At 70.4% G+C, this 19,881-nt stretch carries 18 protein-coding genes; 4 read left to right on the forward strand and 14 right to left on the reverse strand.

The features are described from left to right. Positions 1-32: 32 nt before the first annotated feature. Genes HNQ70_RS15910 through argB form a run of 3 tightly spaced genes read right to left on the reverse strand, consistent with a single transcriptional unit; the run spans position 33 to position 3,126 of the window. Complete coding sequence (locus tag HNQ70_RS15910) at positions 33-1,475, reverse strand: amidase (protein WP_221302842.1); 1,443 nt, start codon at positions 1,473-1,475, stop codon at positions 33-35. Positions 1,476-1,483: 8 nt separating this feature from the next. After that, a complete protein-coding gene (locus HNQ70_RS15915) occupies positions 1,484-2,242 on the reverse strand; it encodes a pyrimidine 5'-nucleotidase (RefSeq protein WP_246435006.1) in 759 nt (252 codons plus the stop codon). Further along, positions 2,239-3,126, reverse strand: coding sequence for an acetylglutamate kinase (gene argB / locus HNQ70_RS15920; protein ID WP_183969511.1), 888 nt, complete (start codon positions 3,124-3,126; stop codon positions 2,239-2,241). The genes HNQ70_RS15915 and argB overlap by 4 nt, the downstream gene beginning before the upstream one ends. A 128-nt stretch (positions 3,127-3,254) precedes the next feature. Between argB and HNQ70_RS15925 the strand changes: the two genes are divergently transcribed. Further along, positions 3,255-4,022 carry an adenosylcobinamide-GDP ribazoletransferase gene (locus tag HNQ70_RS15925; RefSeq protein ID WP_183969513.1) on the forward strand — a complete coding sequence of 256 codons (768 nt, stop codon included), beginning with the start codon at positions 3,255-3,257 and terminating at the stop codon, positions 4,020-4,022. Next, positions 3,994-4,593 (forward strand): histidine phosphatase family protein, encoded by a 600-nt coding sequence (locus HNQ70_RS15930; RefSeq protein WP_183969515.1) that lies wholly within the window; start codon positions 3,994-3,996, stop codon positions 4,591-4,593. Before HNQ70_RS15925 ends, HNQ70_RS15930 begins: the two co-directional genes overlap by 29 nt. 108 nt (positions 4,594-4,701) lie before the next feature. Here the strand turns inward: HNQ70_RS15930 and HNQ70_RS15935 are convergent, their stop codons facing one another. The 11 genes from HNQ70_RS15935 to HNQ70_RS15985 form a co-directional block, all read right to left on the reverse strand. Then, positions 4,702-6,270: a class I adenylate-forming enzyme family protein gene (locus HNQ70_RS15935; protein WP_183969517.1), complete on the reverse strand. Its 1,569-nt coding sequence runs from the start codon at positions 6,268-6,270 to the stop codon at positions 4,702-4,704. A gap of 17 nt (positions 6,271-6,287) precedes the next feature. Beyond that, on the reverse strand, positions 6,288-7,646 hold the full coding sequence (gene hslU, locus HNQ70_RS15940; protein ID WP_183969519.1) for an ATP-dependent protease ATPase subunit HslU: 1,359 nt from the start codon (positions 7,644-7,646) through the stop codon (positions 6,288-6,290). Positions 7,647-7,693: 47 nt separating this feature from the next. Further along, complete coding sequence (hslV, locus tag HNQ70_RS15945; protein ID WP_183969521.1) at positions 7,694-8,230, reverse strand: ATP-dependent protease subunit HslV; 537 nt, start codon at positions 8,228-8,230, stop codon at positions 7,694-7,696. A 55-nt stretch (positions 8,231-8,285) separates the two neighbouring features. Then, positions 8,286-9,926 (reverse strand): STAS domain-containing protein, encoded by a 1,641-nt coding sequence (locus tag HNQ70_RS15950; protein WP_183969523.1) that lies wholly within the window; start codon positions 9,924-9,926, stop codon positions 8,286-8,288. A gap of 76 nt (positions 9,927-10,002) precedes the next feature. Then, positions 10,003-10,431 carry an RNA polymerase-binding protein DksA gene (dksA, locus tag HNQ70_RS15955; protein ID WP_221302843.1) on the reverse strand — a complete coding sequence of 143 codons (429 nt, stop codon included), beginning with the start codon at positions 10,429-10,431 and terminating at the stop codon, positions 10,003-10,005. A 101-nt stretch (positions 10,432-10,532) separates the two neighbouring features. Beyond that, a complete protein-coding gene (locus HNQ70_RS15960; RefSeq protein WP_183969525.1) occupies positions 10,533-11,510 on the reverse strand; it encodes a CobW family GTP-binding protein in 978 nt (325 codons plus the stop codon). Between the two features lie 109 nt (positions 11,511-11,619). Beyond that, positions 11,620-12,615: a tyrosine recombinase XerC gene (locus tag HNQ70_RS15965; RefSeq protein WP_343060807.1), complete on the reverse strand. Its 996-nt coding sequence runs from the start codon at positions 12,613-12,615 to the stop codon at positions 11,620-11,622. A gap of 24 nt (positions 12,616-12,639) precedes the next feature. Further along, positions 12,640-13,314 (reverse strand): DUF484 family protein, encoded by a 675-nt coding sequence (locus tag HNQ70_RS15970; protein ID WP_183969529.1) that lies wholly within the window; start codon positions 13,312-13,314, stop codon positions 12,640-12,642. Next, positions 13,311-14,171 (reverse strand): diaminopimelate epimerase, encoded by an 861-nt coding sequence (gene dapF / locus HNQ70_RS15975; RefSeq protein WP_183969531.1) that lies wholly within the window; start codon positions 14,169-14,171, stop codon positions 13,311-13,313. The genes HNQ70_RS15970 and dapF overlap by 4 nt, the downstream gene beginning before the upstream one ends. Positions 14,172-14,189: 18 nt before the next feature. Then, a complete protein-coding gene (locus HNQ70_RS15980; protein ID WP_183969533.1) occupies positions 14,190-15,068 on the reverse strand; it encodes a lysophospholipid acyltransferase family protein in 879 nt (292 codons plus the stop codon). Next, positions 15,065-15,898 carry a lysophospholipid acyltransferase family protein gene (locus tag HNQ70_RS15985; RefSeq protein ID WP_183969535.1) on the reverse strand — a complete coding sequence of 278 codons (834 nt, stop codon included), beginning with the start codon at positions 15,896-15,898 and terminating at the stop codon, positions 15,065-15,067. The genes HNQ70_RS15980 and HNQ70_RS15985 overlap by 4 nt, the downstream gene beginning before the upstream one ends. A gap of 219 nt (positions 15,899-16,117) precedes the next feature. On the opposite strand from HNQ70_RS15985, the gene metK reads away from it, so the two are divergent. Next, complete coding sequence (gene metK, locus HNQ70_RS15990) at positions 16,118-17,284, forward strand: methionine adenosyltransferase (protein WP_221302844.1); 1,167 nt, start codon at positions 16,118-16,120, stop codon at positions 17,282-17,284. A 213-nt stretch (positions 17,285-17,497) separates the two neighbouring features. Continuing rightward, the gene (locus HNQ70_RS15995; RefSeq protein WP_246435007.1) at positions 17,498-19,879 is read left to right on the forward strand and encodes a TonB-dependent receptor; all 2,382 of its coding nucleotides are present in this window, start codon (positions 17,498-17,500) and stop codon (positions 19,877-19,879) included. The last annotated feature ends 2 nt before the right edge of the window (positions 19,880-19,881 follow it).

The raw sequence follows: 19,881 nt of genomic DNA on the forward strand, positions 1-19,881 counted from the left end.
GGACGCTTCAGACCGGCACGAAGATTCGGCGATCAGCCGCGGGCCGCCGCCGGTGCCTGCCGCGCCCACGGCGCCGCCTGCTCATAGGCATGCGCGAGCTGCAGCACCTCGAGGTCCCCGCGCGGCCGGCCGATCAGCTGCATCCCCATCGGCAACCCGCGCGCATCGAAGCCCACCGGCACGCTGATCGCCGGCAACCCGGCCAGCGTGGGGCCGATCACCACCTCCATCCAGCGATGGTAGGTGTCCATCGTGCGCCCGCCCACTTCGCGTGGCCAGTGGCTGGCGAGGTCGAAAGGGAAAACCTGCGCGGCAGGCAGCGCGAGGAAGTCGAAGCGCTCGAAGAGCCCGAGCGCATGGCGGTACCAGGCGGTGCGCTCGACCGATGCGCGGTAGACGTCCAGCGCCGAGGTCTTCAGGCCGTTCTCCACCTCCCACACCGCCTCGGGCTTCATCCGCGCACGCCGTGCCGGGTCGGCATGGTCAGCCTGCCGGGCGCCGCTCACCAGGCAGCTGCGCAGCGTGAGCCACATCGCCCACAGCCGCTCTGGCGCGAAGCCCAGCGGGGTTTCTTCGACCACGCAGCCCACGGCCTCGAGCGCGCGCAGCCCCTCGCCGCAGAGCTCGAGCACGCCCGGATCGAAGGGCAGGTGACCGCCGAGATCGCCCAGCCAGCCGACGCGCAGGCCGCGGCAGTCGCGCGCCAGCGGCCCGGCGAAGACCGCCGGATCCTCGGCCAGCGACAGCGGCGCGCGCGGGTCGTGGCCCGCCTGCACCGACAGCAGCATCGCGAGGTCGGCAACGCTGCGGGCCATCGGTCCTTCGGTGCCGAGCTGCTCGATGAAGCTCTCGACCGCCGGGTACTTGGGCACGCGGCCGGCCGAGGGCCGCAGTCCGAACACGTTGTTGTACGCGGCCGGGTTGCGCAGCGATCCGCCCATGTCGCTGCCGTCGGCCACCGGCAGCATGCGCAGGGCGAGCGCCACTGCGGCGCCGCCGCTGGAGCCGCCGGCGCACATGGAGGGGTCCCAGGCGTTGGCGGTGGCGCCGAACACGCTGTTGTAGGTCTGCGAGCCCAGGCCGAACTCGGGCACGTTTGTCTTGCCGATCACGATGGCGCCGACACGCCTGGCGCGCTCGACGATGAGCGCATCCTCCCGCGGCACGAAATCCTGCAGCAGCGGCGAGCCCAGCGTGGTGCGGATGCCGCGCGTGTTCGCCAGGTCCTTCACCGCCTGCGGGAAACCGTGCATCCAGCCCAGCCACTCGCCGCGGGCGAGCTGCGCGTCGCGCTCGTCGGCCTGCGCGAGCAGGCTCTCGGCGGGTTGCAGCGAGACGATGGCATTGAAGCGGGGATTGAGCCGGTCGATCCGCGCCAGCGTCGCCTGCATCACTTCGCGGCACGACACCTGGCGGCCTCGGATCGCGCCGGACAGCGCGCAGGCGTCGAGGAACAGGAATTCGTCGGCAGTCATGGCAGGCCTCATCGCTGGAGACGGTGGACGACGCGCGCCAGCAGCCAGGCCGACGGCACCTGCACGTCGATGCGCCGGCCGGCGCCGGCGCGCGGCCGTCCGTGCGGCCCATGCGCGCGGTGGGACAGACCGGTCACCAGCACGGTGCGCAGCCGGCAGGCGCGCGCGCTGGCGAGGTTGGCGACCGAGTCCTCGACCAGGATGCAGCGGGAAGCCGGCACCCGCAGCCGCGCGACGATGCGCGCGAGCATGCTGCGCGAAGGCTTCGGGAAATAGCGGCCGCCGAAGCGCATCGACTCGATCGCGATCACGCCTTCGACCTGGGCGGACACGCCCAGCCGCCGCAGCACCGCGGCCGCATAGGCGCCCGGCGCATTGGTGACGACGATCTTGCGTCCCGGCAGCCGGCGCAGCGCATCGCGCAGCCCATGGTCGCGCGAGACGATCGCGTGCAGGTCCGGGAAGGGGTGGGTCTCGCGCAGGAAGTGGTGCGGGTCGACGCCATGGTGCCGGATCAGCCCCAGCATGGTGGCGCCGTAGCGCTGCCAGTAGTGGACCCGCAGCGCGCTGGCCTGTTCCCGCGGCAGCCCCAGGTGGCGCGAGACGTAATCCGTCATCGCGGTACTGATGCGCGGGAACACGTGCGGCATCGCATCGTGCAGCGTGTTGTCGAGGTCGAGCAGCCAGACGGGCTGCCGGCCCCGCGCCTGCGGCCGCGCGCGGGAGGCCGAGCTCGGGCCGCGCCGCACCGGCCGCGCAGCGCTCAATGGGAGCTGATCATCGTGCCGACGCCGGAGTCGGTCATGATCTCGAGAAGCAGGCAGTGGTCGACGCGGCCGTCGACGATGTGCACCGAGTTGACGCCGCCGCGCGCAGCGTCGAGCGCCGACGAGATCTTCGGCAGCATGCCGCCGGAGATGGTGCCGTCGGCGAACAGTTCGTCGATGCGCTTGGCGGTCAGGCCGGTGAGCAGCTTGCCCGCCTCGTCGAGCACGCCCGGCGTGTTCGTCAGCAGCACCAGCTTCTCGGCGCGCAGCACCTCGGCCACCTTGCCGGCGACCAGGTCGGCGTTGATGTTGTAGGTCTCGCCGCTGTCGCCGGAGCCGATCGGCGCGATCACCGGGATGAAGCCGTTGGCGGTCAGCGTCTGGATCACGGAAGGATCGAGCGAGGCGATCTCCCCGACCTGGCCAATGTCGATCTGCTCGCCCGGCCGGTCCTTGTCGGCAAGCAGCATCTTGCGCGCCCGGATCAGCCCGCCGTCCTGGCCGGTGAGGCCCACCGCCTTGCCGCCGGCGGTGTTGATCAGCTCGACGATCTCCTTGTTCACCTGGCCCGCGAGCACCATCTCGACGATGGACATGGTTTCCTCGTCGGTGACGCGCATGCCCTGGATGAACTCGCCCTTCTTGCCGACCTTGGCCAGCAGCTGCTCGATCTGCGGACCGCCGCCATGCACCACCACCGGGTTCATGCCGACCAGCTTGAGCAGCACCACGTCGTGCGCGAAGCTCTTCTTGAGATTCTCGTCGGTCATCGCGTTGCCGCCGTACTTGATGACGATGGTGCGGCCATGAAAGCGGCGGATGTAGGGAAGCGCCTCGGCAAGGATCTCGGCCTTGCGCGTGACGGAGGTCTGCTGTTCGCTCATGAGGTGTTCCCGGGCCGATCGGCTAAGATTCGCGGCATTCTACGACAGCCCCGGCAGCCCGCCTGCCTTGATGCCACGCAGCAGGCCGCGATGACCGCCCCCTTGCCTCCCCCCGGACCCGAAGCGCCGTGCTGAGCCTCCAGCTCAGGCTGCTCGCCCTCGCACTCGCCGCGTGGACGCGCCTGCCCGCGGCCGCCATCGCGCATGGCAGCGACGCCGCCGAGGCCCGCGCCCGAAGCCTGCGCTACCTCCCGCTCGCCGGCGCGGCGGTGGCCCTGCCGGCGGCGGTGGCCTATGCGATTGCCGGTCTCTGGCTGCCGCACGAGGCCTCGCTGCTGGTCGCCTTCGGCGTGCTGACGCTGCTCACCGGGGCGATCCACGAGCGCGGGCTTGCCGCCTGGTGCGAGGACCTCGCCGCGCGAACCCGCACCGACGGCAGCTTCACGGCGGCAGGCGCGACCGGCCTGCTGCTGGTGGTGCTGGGACGATTCGAATCACTGTCGTCGATCGACCCGAGCTGGATCGCAGTCACGCTGGTCACCGCCGCCGTCTTCTCGCGCGGCTGCGCGGTCTTCGTGCTGGGCGACGCGATCGCCATCGACGGACCCCGGGCCCCCGGGCCGCGCGCGCCCGACGGCGCGATCGCCCTGGCGCTGGGCCTGGTCCCGGTGATCGCCGCGGCCCTGTGGACCGGCAACCTGGAAGGGTTCGGCACGGCCGCCGGCCTGTCGCTCGCGGCCGCCCTCCTGGTGCGCCGGACGCTTGCGCCGAGGCGCCTGCCGCGCGACGAGCGCGCGCTCGGCGCCGTCCAGCAGCTGGCCGAACTCGGCTTCCATCTCGGAATTCTCGCAACCCTGTCGATCGCCGATGAAACTCTTGCTGATCCGGCATCCTAGGCCGGACGTCCCCGAAGGCACCTGCTACGGCCGGCTGGACGTCGCTCCCCAGCGTGCCCACCTGGAGGAAAGCGTCCGCAGGCTGCGCGAGCGCTGGCTGTCCGGCGCGCATCCGCCGCCTGCCGCCGTCTTCAGCAGCCCGCTGCAGCGCTGCGCGCTGCTGGCCGGCGCGCTGGCCGGCGACGTCTGGCCGCAGGTGCGCCATGACGAGCGCATCGCCGAGGTCCACTTCGGCCAATGGGAAGGCCGGCCCTGGGCGCAACTCCCCCGGCATGAGATCGACGCCTGGCGTGCGGACATCGCCAACCACCGGCCGCCCGGGGGCGAATCGCTGCAGGACCTCGCCAGCCGCCTGCTGTCCTTCGCCGACGAGCACCTGCCGCGCGACGCGGACCCGGATGCCGAGGTGGTGCTGGTCACGCACGTCGGGGTCATCCAGACGCTGCGCCGGCTGCTGCGCAGTGAGCCGATGACCGGCTTCGGCGCCACCCCGGTCGACTATTCCAGCATCAGCACCCTGGTGCGGCGCGGCGACGGCTACGAGCTGGAGTCGTACAACGTCGCGCCTTGATTGCGCGCCGGGCGCGCCGGGCGCGCCGGGCGCGCTGGCCACGGCCGGGCGCCTGCGTCGGCGCAGCGCCGGCCCCGGGAGAGTCCGGGTCGCGACCCGATCCAGCGCTCAGCCGCGCTCCTCGCGCAGCTCGGCCTTGCGGATCTTGCCGGCCGGCGTCAGTGGCAGCTCGTCGCGCAGCACCACCTGGCGCGGCACCTTGTAGTCGGCCAGCTTGCCGCGGCAGTGATCCAGGATCTCCTGCGCGGTGAGCCCGCTGCCCGGCCTGGGCACCACGTAGTAGCGGCCCACTTCGCCCAGCACGCGGTCCGGCACGCCGATGCCGGCCACCATCAGCACCTTCGGATGGCGGCCGATGAAGTCCTCGATCTCCGCCGGGTAGACGTTGAAGCCGCCCTGGATGTACATGTCCTTCGCGCGGCCCCGCAGACGGATGTAGCCGTCGGCGTCCACTTCGCCCAGGTCGCCGGTGTGCAGCCAGCCGTCGGCGTCGAAGGCATCCGAGGCCGCGGCCGCGCCGATGTAGCCGGGCACCACGCCCAGGCCGCGGAACCAGAGCTCGCCCACCTCGCCCACCGCCGCCTCGCGGCCCTCGCGGGTCACCACGCGCAGCGCGGCGCCCGCCAGCGGCCGGCCGATCGAGCTCATCAGCCGCGCCTCGTCGCAGCCCGGCGGCGTCATCACCAGCGCGCCGGACGACTCGGACAGCCCGTACAGGTTCATGATCTGCGCCTGCGGCATCCGCTGGCGCAGCTGGGCGAGCAGCCCGCTCTCGACGTTGGAGCCGCCGGTGACGATCAGCCGCACGGAGTCCAGGTTCACCGTGGCCCAGGCCGGGTTCGCGATGAACAGCGTGAGCATCGTCGGCACGCCGGTGAGGATGGTCGGCGGACGCCGGGCGATCAGCTCGAGCATCAGCTCGGCCTTGAACATCGGGACCAGTTCGCAGACCCCGCCGCCGATCAGGTTGGTGAGCACGCCGCAGGTGATGCCGCCGACGTGGTTCAACGGCAGCGCAAGCTGCAGCAGGTCGGCGGCGCAGGCCTGCTGGTGCACTGCCTGCGCCGCCGCAGACGCCAGCATGCTGGCGTGCGTGAGCCCCGCGCCCTTGGGCCGGCCCGTGGTGCCGGAGGTGTAGATCACGGTCGCCAGGTCCTCGGGCATCACCGCCTCGCGGGCTGCCGCCAGCGCGGCTGCGTCGACCGGCGCGTCCAGCAGCGAGGCCAGGCTCGCCGCATGGCCGGCGGTTGGCTCGAAGGGGATCAGGTGCGCCAGCCGCGGCAGCCCCGCCGCGATCCGGCCGGCCATCGCCAGCAGGTCGAAGCCCTCGGCCTGCCCGACCGCGATCAGCCCGCGCGCGCCGCTGTCGGCGAGCATGTACTCGATTTCGGCGTCGCGGTAGCGCACGCTCAGCGCCACCACCGCCACCCCGATGCGGGCCGCGCCATAGAAGGCCTGCAGCCAGCCGATGCCATTGGGGGCGATCAGCCCGATGCGGTCGCCCCTGCCGAAGCCCAGCGCGAGCAGGCCGCAGGCCACCCGGTCGGCCGCAGCGTCGATCTCCGACCAGGGCACGTTGCGGCCCTGCTCGTCGACGTAGGCCGTGGCGCCGCCCCGCGCGCGCGCCGCAGCTGCGAGGGTGTCGCCGATGGTCGGCGCGAGGATGCCCTGGTCCATGCCGGTCCGGCTCCTTCTCAGAGGATGTAGCGCGCCAGGTCCTCGCGCGACGCGACGTCGGCCAGCCGCGCGTTGACGAAGGCCGCGTCGATGCGCACCGTCTCGCCCGCGTGGCGGACCGCAGCGAAGGAGACCTCCTCCAGCAGCCGTTCCATCACCGTGTGCAACCGGCGCGCACCGATGTTCTCGGTGTTCTCGTTGACCGAGAAAGCGATCTCGGCCAGCCGCTGCACGCCCTCGGTGGTGAAGTCCAGCGAGACTCCCTCGGTCTCCAGCAGCGCCTGGTACTGCTTGACCAGGCTGGCGTCGGTGTCGGTCAGGATCGACTCGAAGTCGCGCGCCGACAGCGAATCGAGCTCGACGCGAATCGGCAGGCGGCCCTGCAGCTCGGGGATCAGGTCCGAAGGCTTGGACAGGTGGAAGGCGCCCGAGGCGATGAACAGGATGTGGTCGGTGCGGATGACGCCGTAGCGGGTGTTCACCGCGGTGCCCTCGACCAGCGGCAGCAGGTCGCGCTGCACGCCCTGGCGCGAGACGTCGGCGCCCTGCATGTCGGAGCGGCTGGCCACCTTGTCGATCTCGTCGATGAAGACGATGCCGTTCTGCTCCACCGCCTGCACCGCCTGGGCCTTGACCTCTTCCTCGTTGACCAGCTTGGCGGCCTCCTCGTCGGCCAGCAGCTTCATCGCCTCACGGATCTTGAGCTTGCGCGCGCGCCGCTTGCCCTGCATCCCGGAAAACAGCGACTGGATCTGCTGAGTCATCTCCTCCATGCCGGCCGGGCCCATCAGTTCCATCGCCGGCATCGGCTGGGCGATCTCGATCTCGATCTCCTTGTCGTCGAGCTCGCCCTCGCGCAGCCGCTTGCGGAACTTCTGGCGTGCGGCCGAATCGCCGCCGCCCTCGCGCGGTGCGGCTGCATCGTCGCTCCCGCCGAAGCCGAAGCCGCCCTGCGGCCGGCCGGAGGGCAGCAGCGCATCGAGCACGCGGTCCTCGGCGGCATCCAGCGCGCGCTGGTCGACCCGGCGCATCGCCTGCTCGCGCACCTGCTTGACCGCGAACTCGGCGAGGTCGCGGATGATGGTGTCGACGTCCCGGCCGACGTAGCCGACCTCGGTGAACTTGGTCGCTTCGACCTTGATGAAGGGCGCGTTCGCGAGCCGCGCCAGCCGGCGCGCGATCTCGGTCTTGCCCACGCCGGTGGGCCCGATCATCAGGATGTTCTTTGGCGTGATCTCCTGGCGGAGCGGATCTGCGACCTGCTGGCGGCGCCAGCGGTTGCGCAGCGCGATCGCCACCGCGCGCTTGGCGCGCGACTGGCCGACGATGTGCTTGTCGAGTTCCGAGACGATTTCCTCGGGGGTCATCTGGGTCATCGCGGTGCCTTCGATGCTGGCCGCGACGCCGGGCCGCGCTCGCGCGATCAGCCCAGCGTCTCGACGGTGTGGTTCTGGTTGGTGTAGATGCAGATGTCGCCGGCGATCGCCAGCGACTTGCGGACCACGGTCTCGGGATCGAGCGTGGTGTTGTCGAGCAGCGCGCTGGCTGCCGCCTGCGCGTAGGCGCCGCCGCTGCCGATGGCGATCAGCCCGCCCTCGGGCTCGAGCACGTCGCCGTTGCCGGTGAGGATCAGCGAGTGCTCACGGTCCGCCACCGCGAGCATCGCCTCCAGCCGGCGCAGCATCCGGTCGGTTCGCCAGTCCTTGGCGAGCTCGACCGCTGCCCGCAGCATGTGGCCGGAGTGCTTCTCGAGCTTGGCCTCGAAGCGCTCGAACAGCGTGAAGGCGTCGGCGGTGCCGCCGGCGAAACCGGCGAGGACGCGGTCGTGGTACAGGCGGCGCACCTTGCGCGCGCCCTGCTTGATGATGATGGAGCCGAGGGTGACCTGGCCGTCGCCGCCCAGTGCTACCGACGAACCCCTGCGCACCGACACGATGGTGGTGCCGTGGAACTGTTCCATGACGAGGAGGCGGGCGCCGCGCGCGATTGCCGCGGCGCCAAGTGGGGAAAGGGAGTCAGATTCTACGCCGACGGATGTCGGCGAGCTCGTGAATGCCCATCACCACCATCAGGGACTCCACCATCGCCCCCGGCTCCACGATGATCACCCGCCGGCCGGCGCTGCACAGGGTGAGCACCTCGTTGAGCAGTTCGCCAGCCGCCACGAAGTCCAGCCTGCGCAGGCCGCGGCAATCGATCGGCACCTCGGTGCGCGCGCCGGCCCACTCGCGAAGCGACTCGAGTTCGGCCGCCATTCGACCGGCGATCTCGCCCAGCAGCGAGAACCCGCCTGCGTCGGCATGCGCATGCGTTTGCGCAGCGGCCGGTTGCTCCTGGGCCCTGGCCGGCGCCGCCGGGCCGTCCGCCTCGGCACGAATGCAGGCCGGCAGCGGCTCCCACGGCGGCGGCGACACCTCGTAGGTGACGCAGAAGTCGATGGAGAGATCTTCGAAGGCCTGGCGGTCGCCGATCAGTCTCAGCCCGAGCATCGCGAGCTGCCAGCAGCCGTCGCCCGGATCGCGGCGACCGGTCTCGATCGCAGCCCGGGCCGCCTTGAACAGCGCGCCCGCCCCGGCGACCGAAAGCTCGCGCCCGGCCTTCTCGAATGCGGCGATCGCCGAAACCACCAGCGCCGCCCCCTGCGCATCGACCGCGCGCACCGCGCCGAAGTCGAAGGCGACCGGACGGCGCCCGGCGCCAGCCCGCTGCGCCGACTCGAGCCGGGACTGGATGGAAGCATCGAGCCGCCCCGTGAAGGCCACAGAAGAGGCGGCCTGGGCCCGCTTCGGCGCGGCCGCCTGCGCGGACATCTCCTGCCAGGCCGGCGGCGACTTCTCGAAACGGGCGGCGTACTCGATCGCCACCGCCTCGAAGTCCGCACGCGCGCCGCTCGCCTGCAGCACGTCGAAGAGCATGCGCCACGCCTGCAGCGCCTGCGCGTCGCGGCCGCCCCGCGCGATCGAGGCGCGCAGCGTGGCAATCGCCGCCTGCGACTGTCCGTTCGCGTAGAGGATCGCCGCCTCCTCGAGATCCGACGGCAGCGTGGAAGCGCTCACCTGGATGCCAGAGACGGCCGCCGGGCCAGCCGGCACGGCGCCGTCGAACTCGAGCGAATCGAGAGTTCGAACGGCGGGGGAGGCGGAAGCGGAAGCCGACGTCGGCGCAGGAGCAGAGGCGAACGCGGGAGCTGGCGCCCTCGGCAGCGATTGCGCAGCGGCGCGCAACGGCGCGGCTGCTGCGGCGTGTTGCTGCGAGATCGGCGCGGCCGGCGGATGCGTCGGGGACGAAGCGAACAGCGATGGGCTCGAACCGTGCGCCTGCGCCGAAGCATGCGCCTGCGCCGAAACACGCCCCTGCATCGAGACATGCGCCTGCATCGAGACATGCGCCTGCGGCGCGGGCGCCGTGGGCCGGACGAGCGACGATTGTGCGTCGATCATCTCGGACTCGATGAGGTCGATCTTCTCGGCGGTGCGGCGGGCCAGCTCGCGCTGCGCAGCGACGCTGGGCACCGTGGCCGGCCCCCTCAGGGTGCTGTCCGGAATCCGCACGGGAAGCCCGCCGCGCGTACGGCGGGCATCGGACTTGTCCTTTCGGCCGAACAGAGAAAACACCACCTGTTGCCACTCCTCGAAAGTGTCGATCGAGTGTAGCACCGGGCCTTTTGCCCGGGAGCGGCCGCGCCGGGCCGACGGTCGGCCCTCCGGGACCGCTCGTCCCAGGCCGTGGGAATCAGTCTCCGTAGAGCTTCTGGCGAAGCTCGCGGCGCTGCTGCGCCTCGAGTGAGAGCGTGGCGGTGGGACGCGCGAGCAGGCGCGGAATTCCGATCGGCTCGCCCGTCTCTTCGCAATAGCCGTAGTCGCCGGATTCGATGCGGGCCAGCGACTGCTGGACCTTCTTGATCAGCTTGCGCTCGCGATCACGGGTACGCAGCTCGAGCGCGTGCTCTTCCTCGATCGTGGCGCGATCCGCCGGATCGGGGACGATGACCGTCTCGCGCAGATGCTCGGTGGTCTCATCCGCGTTCTGCAGCAACTCTCGCTCCATCTGCTGGAGCCGCGCACGGAAGAACCCCAATTGCGCGTCGTTCATGTAGTCCGACTCGGGCATCTTCAGCAGTTCAGCCTCGGTCGGGATTTTTTTTTCCTTGATTGCCGCCATGTCCTACCTCTTGCAAGGACGACCCGGGATGCGCACCGGTTCGGGCGCGGTCCGCGGTTTCGCCCACGATGCCGCAAAAGGGCCCGCGCACTGCCGGGCGTTCAAGCCAGGCACTGCTCCAGGCCCTTGACGAAGATGTCGCGGGGCAGGTTGCGCCCGATGAACACCATCTTGCTGGAGGGCTTTTCGCCCGCTTTCCAGCGTCTTCCGGCATCCGCGCCCATCATCTGGTGCACGCCCTGGAAGACCGTCTGGCGGTCGGAGCCCTTCATGAAAAGCACGCCTTTATACCGCAACATGTCCTGCCCGTAAACCTGGATCAGACCGCCGAGGAAATCCTCCAGCTTGGTGGGGTCGAAGGGCTTGTTCGAGCGGAACACGAAGGACTGGACCGCGTCGTCATGCTCGTGCGAGTCGTCCTTCAGGAAGTCGGGATCGATCTCCAGCACCGAGTTCAGGTTGAAGCCGCGGATGTCGAGGATCTCGCCGATGTCCGCCTGCCCGAAATGCACCGGCCTGATCGGCGCGCGCGGGTTGATCCGCGCCAGGCGGTGGCGCAGCCGCTCCTGCGCCTCGGAAGTCGCTACGTCGACCTTCGACATCAGGATGCGATCGGCGAAGCCCACCTGCTCCTGGGCCTCGCGGTGCTCGTCCAGCTGGCGCTCGCCGTGCGCCGCATCGACCACGGTGATCACCGCGTCGAGCAGGTAGGCGTCGGCGATCTCGTCGTCGAGGAAGAAGGTCTGCGCGACCGGACCGGGATCCGCCAGGCCGGTGGTCTCGATGATCACCCGGTCGAAGGAGATCTCGCCGGCATCGCGTCGCTCCTTCAACTCGCCAAGGATGCGCACCAGGTCGCCGCGCACCGTGCAGCAGATGCAGCCGTTGTTCATCTCGACGATCTGCTCTTCGCGCTCCTGCAGCAGCAGGTCGTTGTCGACGCCCTCTTCGCCGAACTCGTTCTCGATCACCGCGATGCGATGGCCGTGATCTTCCTTGAGGATGCGGTTGAGCAGCGTGGTCTTGCCGCTGCCCAGGAAGCCGGTGAGGATGGTCACCGGCACGTGCTTGGTCGTCATGTCTGGCCTCCAGGATGCGGGTCCGCGTCCGTCGAAGGCCGGGATTCTATCCCTGTACGCAGCGGCCCGCCGCGCGCCGCATCTCCCGCCCGCGGCCGCAGGCCCGGAACTATCGGCGGCGCGCCCGCGGATGCGCGGTGTCGTAGACGCTGGCGAGCCGCTGGAAATCGAGCGAGGTGTAGACCTGAGTGGTGGCGATGCTGGCGTGACCCAGCAACTCCTGCACCGCGCGCAGGTCGCCGCTGGACTGCAGCAGGTGGCTGGCGAAGGAATGGCGCAGCACGTGGGGATGGACGCCCACCGGCACGCCTCTGCGACGGGCCAGTCGCGCCAGCCGGGCCTGCACGGTCCGGTTCGCCAGGCGCGCGCCGCGCCCGCTCAGGAACAGCGGACGCGGGTCGGCGGCGGGGTGCAGCGCCAGCCAGCGCGCGCGCTCGTCGATCCAGGCCTGCAGCGCTGCGATCGCAGCGGCGCCCACCGGCACGGTGCGGCGCTTGCCGCCCTTGCCGGTCACCGTGACTTCGGCCTCGGCGAGGTCCAGCCAGCCCGCGGAACGGTGCGGCGGGCCGTCGAAGTGGCGCAAATCCAGCCCGGTGAGTTCGGACAGGCGCAGCCCGGACGAATAGAAGAGCTCCAGCATCGCCTGGTCGCGCAGCGCCTCGAAGGGCGGATCCTCGCCAGCGCCTGCGGACTTGCCGTCGGCGCCAGCTGCCGCTGCACCGTCTGCCGCCGCTGCGCCGCCTCCGGCGCCGTCGACCAGCCGCATCGCCTGGTCGGGCGACAGCGCCTTGGGCAGGCGCCGCCCGGCCTTTGGCGCGCGCAGGCCGCGCGCGGGGTTCGACGAAACCTCGCCGGCTTCGGCAAGTGCGTCGAAGAAGCCGCGCCAGGCTGAAAGGCGCCGTGCGATCGAGCGCGGCGCCAGACCTGCGCGCATCGCGCCGGCGATCCAGCGGCGCAGGTCGGCCTCGTCGAGCTCGGACCAGGGACGGTCCGCCGCAACCCGCTGCAGCTCGGCGAGGTCGCCGCGATAGCTGGCGATGGTCTTCGGGGAGTAGCCGCGCTCGGTGGCCAGGCGGCGCAGCCAGGCCTCGATGCGCGGCTTCACCGGCTCGGCCGCCAACGCGCCCGCCTACTCGACCAGCCGCGACAACGCAGCGCTGGCGATCTCGTTGATGCGCTCGAGGAAGGCGGTGCCCATGTTCATCTGGTAGCGGTCGGGATCGGCCGAGCCCAGCACCAGCATCCCGAAGGCATTGGGATCGACGCCCTTGCGCAATGCCAGCAGTGCGAGCGAACGCGTGGTGGCGCCGCCCTCCGGCAGCCAGGTGGCGGCCTGGAAGTCGGCATTCGGCCCGCAGTAGGGCTGCTTCATGCTGTTGGCGAGCGTGATGACGTCCACCTCCACCGGCGCCGCACAGGGCAGCCCGCGGAATCGCTCGCGCACGCCCCACAGCCTGAGCGCGACGTGCGGCACCGAGAACACGGTGTGCATGCCGTCGACCACCGCCTGCGGCAGCCGCTCGGCCTCGGCAGCCAGCAGCAGCTGGCGCGTCCACTTCTGCAGGCGCTCGGTGATCGCGTCGTTCTCCTGGCCGATGCGCACCAGCTCGGCGAGCTTGTGCTCGAGCCCGCGATTCCGGTCGCGAAGCACCTCGAGCTGGCGCTCGTGCAGGGAGATCGCGCGGCCGCCGTGCGGATCCGGCACGGTCATCGAGACCAGCAGCTCCGGATGGGCTGCGAAGAACTCGGGGTGATCGCGCAGGTAGCGGGCCACCTCGTCGGGAGCGGGGGTGCTTTCGGTCATTGGAGGTCGGTCAGGTCGATTTCGCCTTCGAACACCCGGACGGCCGGGCCGGTCATCCTCACCGTGCCGCCCGCCTCCCAGGCGATGGTCAGCGCGCCGCCCCGCATCTCGACGTCCACCGGCGAGCTCAGCAGCCCGCGCCGGATGCCGGAGACCGCCGCGGCGCACGCGCCGGTGCCGCAGGCCAGGGTCTCGCCCGCGCCGCGCTCCCAGACACGCAGCCGGATACGGTGCGAGGACAGCACCTGCATGAAGCCCGCGTTCACCCGGTTCGGGAAGGCGGGGTGATGCTCGATCGCGGGCCCGTCCTCGGCCACCGGTGCGGCGTCCACATCCTCGACCAGCTGCACCGCGTGCGGGTTGCCCATCGACAGCGCGGCCACCCAGCAGGTGCGGTCATGCACCGGCAGCGGCCAGAGGGTCTCGTCGCCGACCTGCGAGGGCTTCATCGTGTGCGATCGGAACGGGACCAGCCGCGGCTCGAAGACCGGCGCGCCCATGTCCACCGTCACCCGTCCGTCGTCCTCGAGGCGGGGCTCGATCACGCCGGACAGCGTCTCGACGCGGATCGAGCGGCTGGCGGTGAGGCCCTGGTCGACGACGAAGCGCACGAAGCAGCGGGCGCCGTTGCCGCACTGCTCCACCTCGCCGCCGTCGGCGTTGAAGATCCGGTAGCGGAAATCGACCCCCGGCTGGCTGGCCGCCTCGACCAGCAGCAGCTGGTCCGCGCCGACGCCGAAGTGCCGGTCGGCGAGCGCGCGCCACTGACCGGGAGCGAGATCGATGCGCTGGCGGACGCCGTCGATCACGACGAAGTCGTTGCCTGCGCCATGCATTTTGGTGAACCTGAGCTTCATCGAAGGATTATCACCGATTCAATCGTAGAAACCGGGCTCGCCCGGCGGCCTGGTCTTGAAGCGCTTGTGGCTCCACAGGTACTGCTCCGGCATCTCCAGCACGCGTTCCTCGATGAAGGCGTTCATGCGCCGGGTGGCCTGCTCGAGGTCCTCGCCCGGATAGCCTTCCCAGGCGGGATGGAAACTGGCCACGTAGCCGGTATCGGTCATCCTGGTGACGATCGGGATCACGACCGCGCCGGTCGCCTTCGCGAGCCGCGCAAGCGAGGTGACGGTGGCCGCCGGCACTCCGAAGAAGGGCACGAACACCGCGTCGCGCGGCCCGAGATCCATGTCGGGCAGGAAATAGAAAGGCACGCCCTGCCGGATCAGCCGCAGCGCCGGGCGCATCCCGTCGTTGCGCAGCAGCAGACGGGCCGTGCCGAAGCGGTTGCGCCCCGCGGTCATCGCCTCGGTGAGGACGCGGCTCTTCTGGTTGGCGTACATCGACGCCCCCGGGAAATCGGCCTGATAGCGCATCCCTCCGGCGTCCAGGCCGACGAAATGCGGCGCCAGCAGGATCACCGGCTTGCCCAGCCAGGGCTGGAAGTGCTCCAGCCCGCGCAGCTCGACCAGCGCACGCAGGCGCTCCTCGGGCTCGAACCAGAACACGAAGCGGTCGAAGAAGCTGCGCGCGTAGGCGCGAAAATGCGCGCGCGCCACCGCGCGCCGGCGCACCTCGGTCCAGCCGGGAAAGCACAGCCGCAGATTGGTCAGCGTGATCCGGCGGCGCGGCCGCGCCAGCACCCAGATCAGGTCGCCGGCCAGGACGCCGATCCCGCGCAGCACGCCGAACGGCAGCTTCGCCAGCAGGCGCAGCAGCGCGAGCCCGGCGCGCACCAGCCATTCGCCGCTCATGGCGCAGCCCCGCCGGGCGGCTCGCCCGCGCCGGGCGGACGCTTGTAGCGGTTGTAGCCCCACAGGTATTGCGCGGGGATGCGCAGGATGCAGCGCTCCATCGCTGCGTTCAGCGCCTCGGGCGTCGGCGCCCCGGCCAGCCGCTCGAAGTGGATGTGCCAGCCCTTGCCCGCGCCAAGCCGCTCGCCCACCGCCAGCACGACCACCGCGCCGCTGGCCTGGGCCAGCCGCAGCGGCAAGGTCATCGTCCAGGCGGGCGCGCCGAAGAACGGCGCCCATTGCCCCTCGCCCTCGCCCGGCACCTGGTCGGGCAGCAGCCCGACGGCCTCGCCACGGCGCAACGCGCGCAGCAGCGCGCGCACGCCAGCAAGCGTGGTGGGCGCCGACTGCATGTCGTCGGCGTTGCGGGCAGCAGCCAGCACCTGCGCCAGTGCCGCCTGCCTGGGCGGCTTGAACAGCACGGTGATCGGTGCGCGGGTGGCATACCAGCGCGCGGCGACCTCGAACGCGCCCAGGTGGGGAGTCATGAACAGCACGCCGCGGCCCTCGCGTTCGGCCGCCTCGAGCACCGGCTGGTCGTCGCAGCGCACCCGCCGCGTCAGCGCCGCCCGCGGCCGGAACCAGATCCACGGCAGTTCTCCGACCATTCGCCCGGCGTGCCGCGCGCAGCTCCAGCGCAGCTCGCGCGGCAGCCCGGCGATCTCCAGATTGCGCAGCAGCTTGCGCCGATAGGCGGGCGAGACGAGGTAGACGAGCAGCCCAAGCCCTGCACCCAGCGCCTGCAGCAGCCCCAGCGGCAGGCGGGCGAGGAGTCGGAACGACCGGAGCATCGTGGCAGCTTCTTGTTGGAGGCAGGGCCCCTTGCCGGACCCTGATTTATAATCCCTGCGCCGCCGGTTTAATGGACAACTTGCGGGGCGGCAGCCCGTGGCATGCGCTTTCGGGCAAATGAAAGTTCCGCTAAAGCGTCGCCGCTTCTCCGAAGACGGCCGCGCCGGACGGATGCGATGTTCGCACCGCGTGTCCTCATCATCGAACGGAGAAGTGACTTGGCCAACGATTATCTCTTCACGTCCGAATCGGTCTCGGAAGGTCACCCGGACAAGGTGTCCGACCAGATTTCGGACGCGATTCTCGACGCAATCCTCGCACAGGACAAGTTCTCGCGGGTCGCCGCGGAGACTTTGTGCAACACCGGTCTGGTGGTGCTCGCGGGCGAGATCACCACGGCCGCCAACGTCGATTACATCCAGGTCGCGCGCGACACCCTGCGTCGCATCGGCTACGACAACACCGAGTTCGGCATCGACTACAAGGGCTGCGCGGTGCTCGTGGCCTACGACAAGCAGAGCCACGACATCGCCCAGGGCGTCGACGAGGGCCGCGGCCTCGACCTGGAACAGGGTGCCGGCGACCAGGGCCTGATGTTCGGCTACGCCTGCGACGAGACCCCCGAGCTGATGCCCGCGGCCATCTACTACGCGCACCGGCTGGTCGAGCGCCAGGCCGACCTGCGCAAGGATGGCCGCCTGCCCTGGCTGCGCCCGGACGCCAAGTCGCAGATCACTCTTCGCTACGTCGACGGCCGCCCGCACTCGATCGACACCGTGGTGCTGTCCACCCAGCACGCGCCGGACATCGCCTACGAGACCCTGCGCGAGGCGGTCATCGAGGACATCGTCAAGCCGGTCCTGCCCAAGGAGCTGATGACGGGCGAGATCCGCTACCTGATCAACCCCACCGGCCGCTTCGTGGTCGGCGGTCCGCAGGGCGATTGCGGCCTCACGGGCCGCAAGATCATCGTCGACACCTACGGCGGCGCGGCGCCGCACGGCGGCGGCGCGTTCTCGGGCAAGGATCCGTCCAAGGTGGACCGCTCGGCGGCCTACGCGGCACGCTACGTCGCGAAGAACATCGTCGCCGCCGGGCTGGCCACGAAGTGCCTGGTGCAGGTGTCCTACGCGATCGGCGTGGCCCGCCCCACCTCGGTGATGGTCAGCACCGACGGCACCGGGACGATCAGCGACGAGAAACTGTCGGCGCTGGTGCAGGAGCACTTCGACCTGCGCCCCAAGGGCATCGTGCAGATGCTCGACCTGCTGCGGCCGATCTACTCCAAGACCGCTGCCTACGGGCACTTCGGCCGCGACGAACCCGAGTTCACCTGGGAGCGCACCGACCGCGCGGCGGCACTGAAGGCTGCCGCAGGCGCCTGAGCGCGCCTGACACCGGCCCGAAGGGGAGCCCGCGAGGCTCCCCTTTTCACGTCCGGTTTCCGGAATGCAACAGCCTTCTTTCTTGGTTGTGTATGCGACTCATTCGCATTTACACTTCGTTTCCGTTTCGGGATAACCGGAACGGGGCGTGCCGGCGCGCACCGCGGGCACGCCCTCCCTGACAACAGAGAACGAAGATCACCAGGAGCTGAAATGAACGAACGGGCCGGGAACCGGGTTCGACCGATGGGCGCGCCGATCAGCCTGAGGACAGCTGCCGCGGGCAGGCCGTCACCGGCGGTCAGGACCGGACTCGCGGTCGGCCTGTCGACCGCGATGCTGATGCCGGCCGCGGCGCTTGCCGCCGACGAGTCCGACAAGGCACGCACGCTGGCGCCGGTCAATGTCGAGGCGCAGGCCATCGAGCCCAACCCGAACGCCGAGCCCGGCGTTCCCTACAAGGCGCGCTACTCGGGCGACGAGCGCCACACCCGTCCGATCGCCGAAACCACCCAGAACATCACCGTGCTGACCCGGCCCCAGATCGAGGAGTCCGGCTTCAGCGACCTGCGCGAGATCCTCGACGCCCAGCCCGGCATCACGCTGGGCACCGGCGAGAACGGCAACGCGTTCGGCGACCGCTACATCATCCGCGGCCAGGAGGCCCGCAGCGACGTCTTCGTCGACGGCCTGCGCGACCCCGGCATGACCATCCGCGAGAGCTTTGCCACCGAGCAGGTCGAGATCACCAAGGGCCCGAACTCCAGCTTCGCCGGCCGCGGCACCTCGGGCGGCGCCATCAACTCGATCACCAAGCAGGCGAGCACCGACTTCGACTACACCCGCCTGTCCACCGGCGTTGGCACCGACCGCCATACCCGCGTGACGCTCGACGCCAACAAGGTCTTCAGCGACAAGGCCGCGGTGCGCGTCAATGCCCTGTACGGCTACGAGGAAGTGCCGGGCCGCGGGCCGGCGGACCGGGATCGCCGCGGCCTGGCGCTGTCGGGCCTGTTCAAGCCGACCGACAAGCTGTCCGTGGTGGTCGACTACTACGGCCTGCGCGCGCGCGACAACCCCGACCTCGGCGGCTTCCTGGTCGGCTCGCTGCCCAATCGCCGGCCGGCGTCGAACCCGCCGCTCTACGCGCAGGAGCAGGACTTCCTCAGCTCGGACGTCGACACGCTGACCGGCCGCATCCGCTACCTGTTCTCCGCCGACACGCGCCTGACCAACATCACGCGAGTCGGCCGCTCGGTCAACGGCTACGTGGCGACCGGCGCGCGCGCGTCGACCACCGCGGCGGCGGGCCCCGGCGGCGCCTACGACACCATCTCGCTGAGCACCCACCAGGGCTGGCAGGAAGTCGACTACATCGCCAACCAGACCAACCTGTTCCTGGACCGGAGCATCGGCGGCAAGCGCCATGAAATCATCCTGGGCCTGGAATTCACCGACCACAAGGTGCTCAACGGCATCTACGACGTGAGCAACTCGGGCTCGAACTGCCTCGTGGGCGGTCGCGGCGGCGCATCTCCCGGCTGGTGCATCACCGATGCCTCGGGCGCGCTGCTGCCGGGCATCGGCACGATCATGAACCGGCAGATCGACAAGGGCCGATGGGACGTCGACTGGAACGTTCGCACCGTATCGGTGTCAGCGATGGACACCGTCGACCTGAGCGACCGCTGGACTGCGTTCGGCGGCCTGCGCTATGACCACTTCAGCTTCGACACCCGCACGCAGAACAGCGCCTTCGAGTCCACCCGCTATGAGTACTCGGACGGCCTGGCCAACGGCCACCTGGGCCTGTCGTACAAGATCCGCCCGGACGCGCAGGTCTACGCCAGTTTCGCCACCGCCAGCGACATCAACGGCGGCGAGTCCGATCTCGGCACCAGTTGCGGCTACGGCGGCATCTGCGTCGACCCGGCCAATGGCGTGACCATTGCCTCGAGCAAGCCCGAGACCACCCGCAGCTTCGAGCTGGGCACCAAGTGGAACGTTCTCGACGGCCGCCTGCTGGCGACCGCAGCGCTCTTCCAGATCGACAAGTCGGACGTGATGGAGCAGGCGGTCGGCAGCGACGGCTACGGGTCGCTCGGTTCGCTGAACACCGGCCGCAACCGGGTGCGCGGCCTGGAGCTGGGCCTGGTCGGGCAGATCACCGACAAGCTGACCGCCCAGGCAGGCGTCGCCCTGATGAAGTCGAAGGTGACCCGCTCCGCCAACCCGGATGCGGTCGGCAGGCGGCTGAGCAACTTCGCAGACCAGAGCGCCTTCCTGCAGCTCAAGTACCAGGCCACCGAGGGCTTCGCCTTTGGCGCCAACCTGCGCCATGAGAGCAGGAAGTACGCGGGCCAGCCCGACTCGGCCGCGGGCTTCAATGCCGACGGCGACTACAGCCAGCCGATTCCGGCCTACACGGTGTTCAACCTGTTCGCGAGCTACCGGTTCAACCGGAACCTGGACGCCCGCCTGAACGTCGGCAACGTGACCGACCGGGACTATTACCTGGCGGGCTACCAGTCGGGATCTTTCCTCTACAAGGGGGATGCGCGCAACGCGCGGCTGACGCTGAACTACCAGTTCTGACC

Source organism: Quisquiliibacterium transsilvanicum (assembly GCF_014202215.1).
Classification (GTDB): Bacteria; Pseudomonadota; Gammaproteobacteria; order Burkholderiales; family Burkholderiaceae_E; genus Quisquiliibacterium; species Quisquiliibacterium transsilvanicum.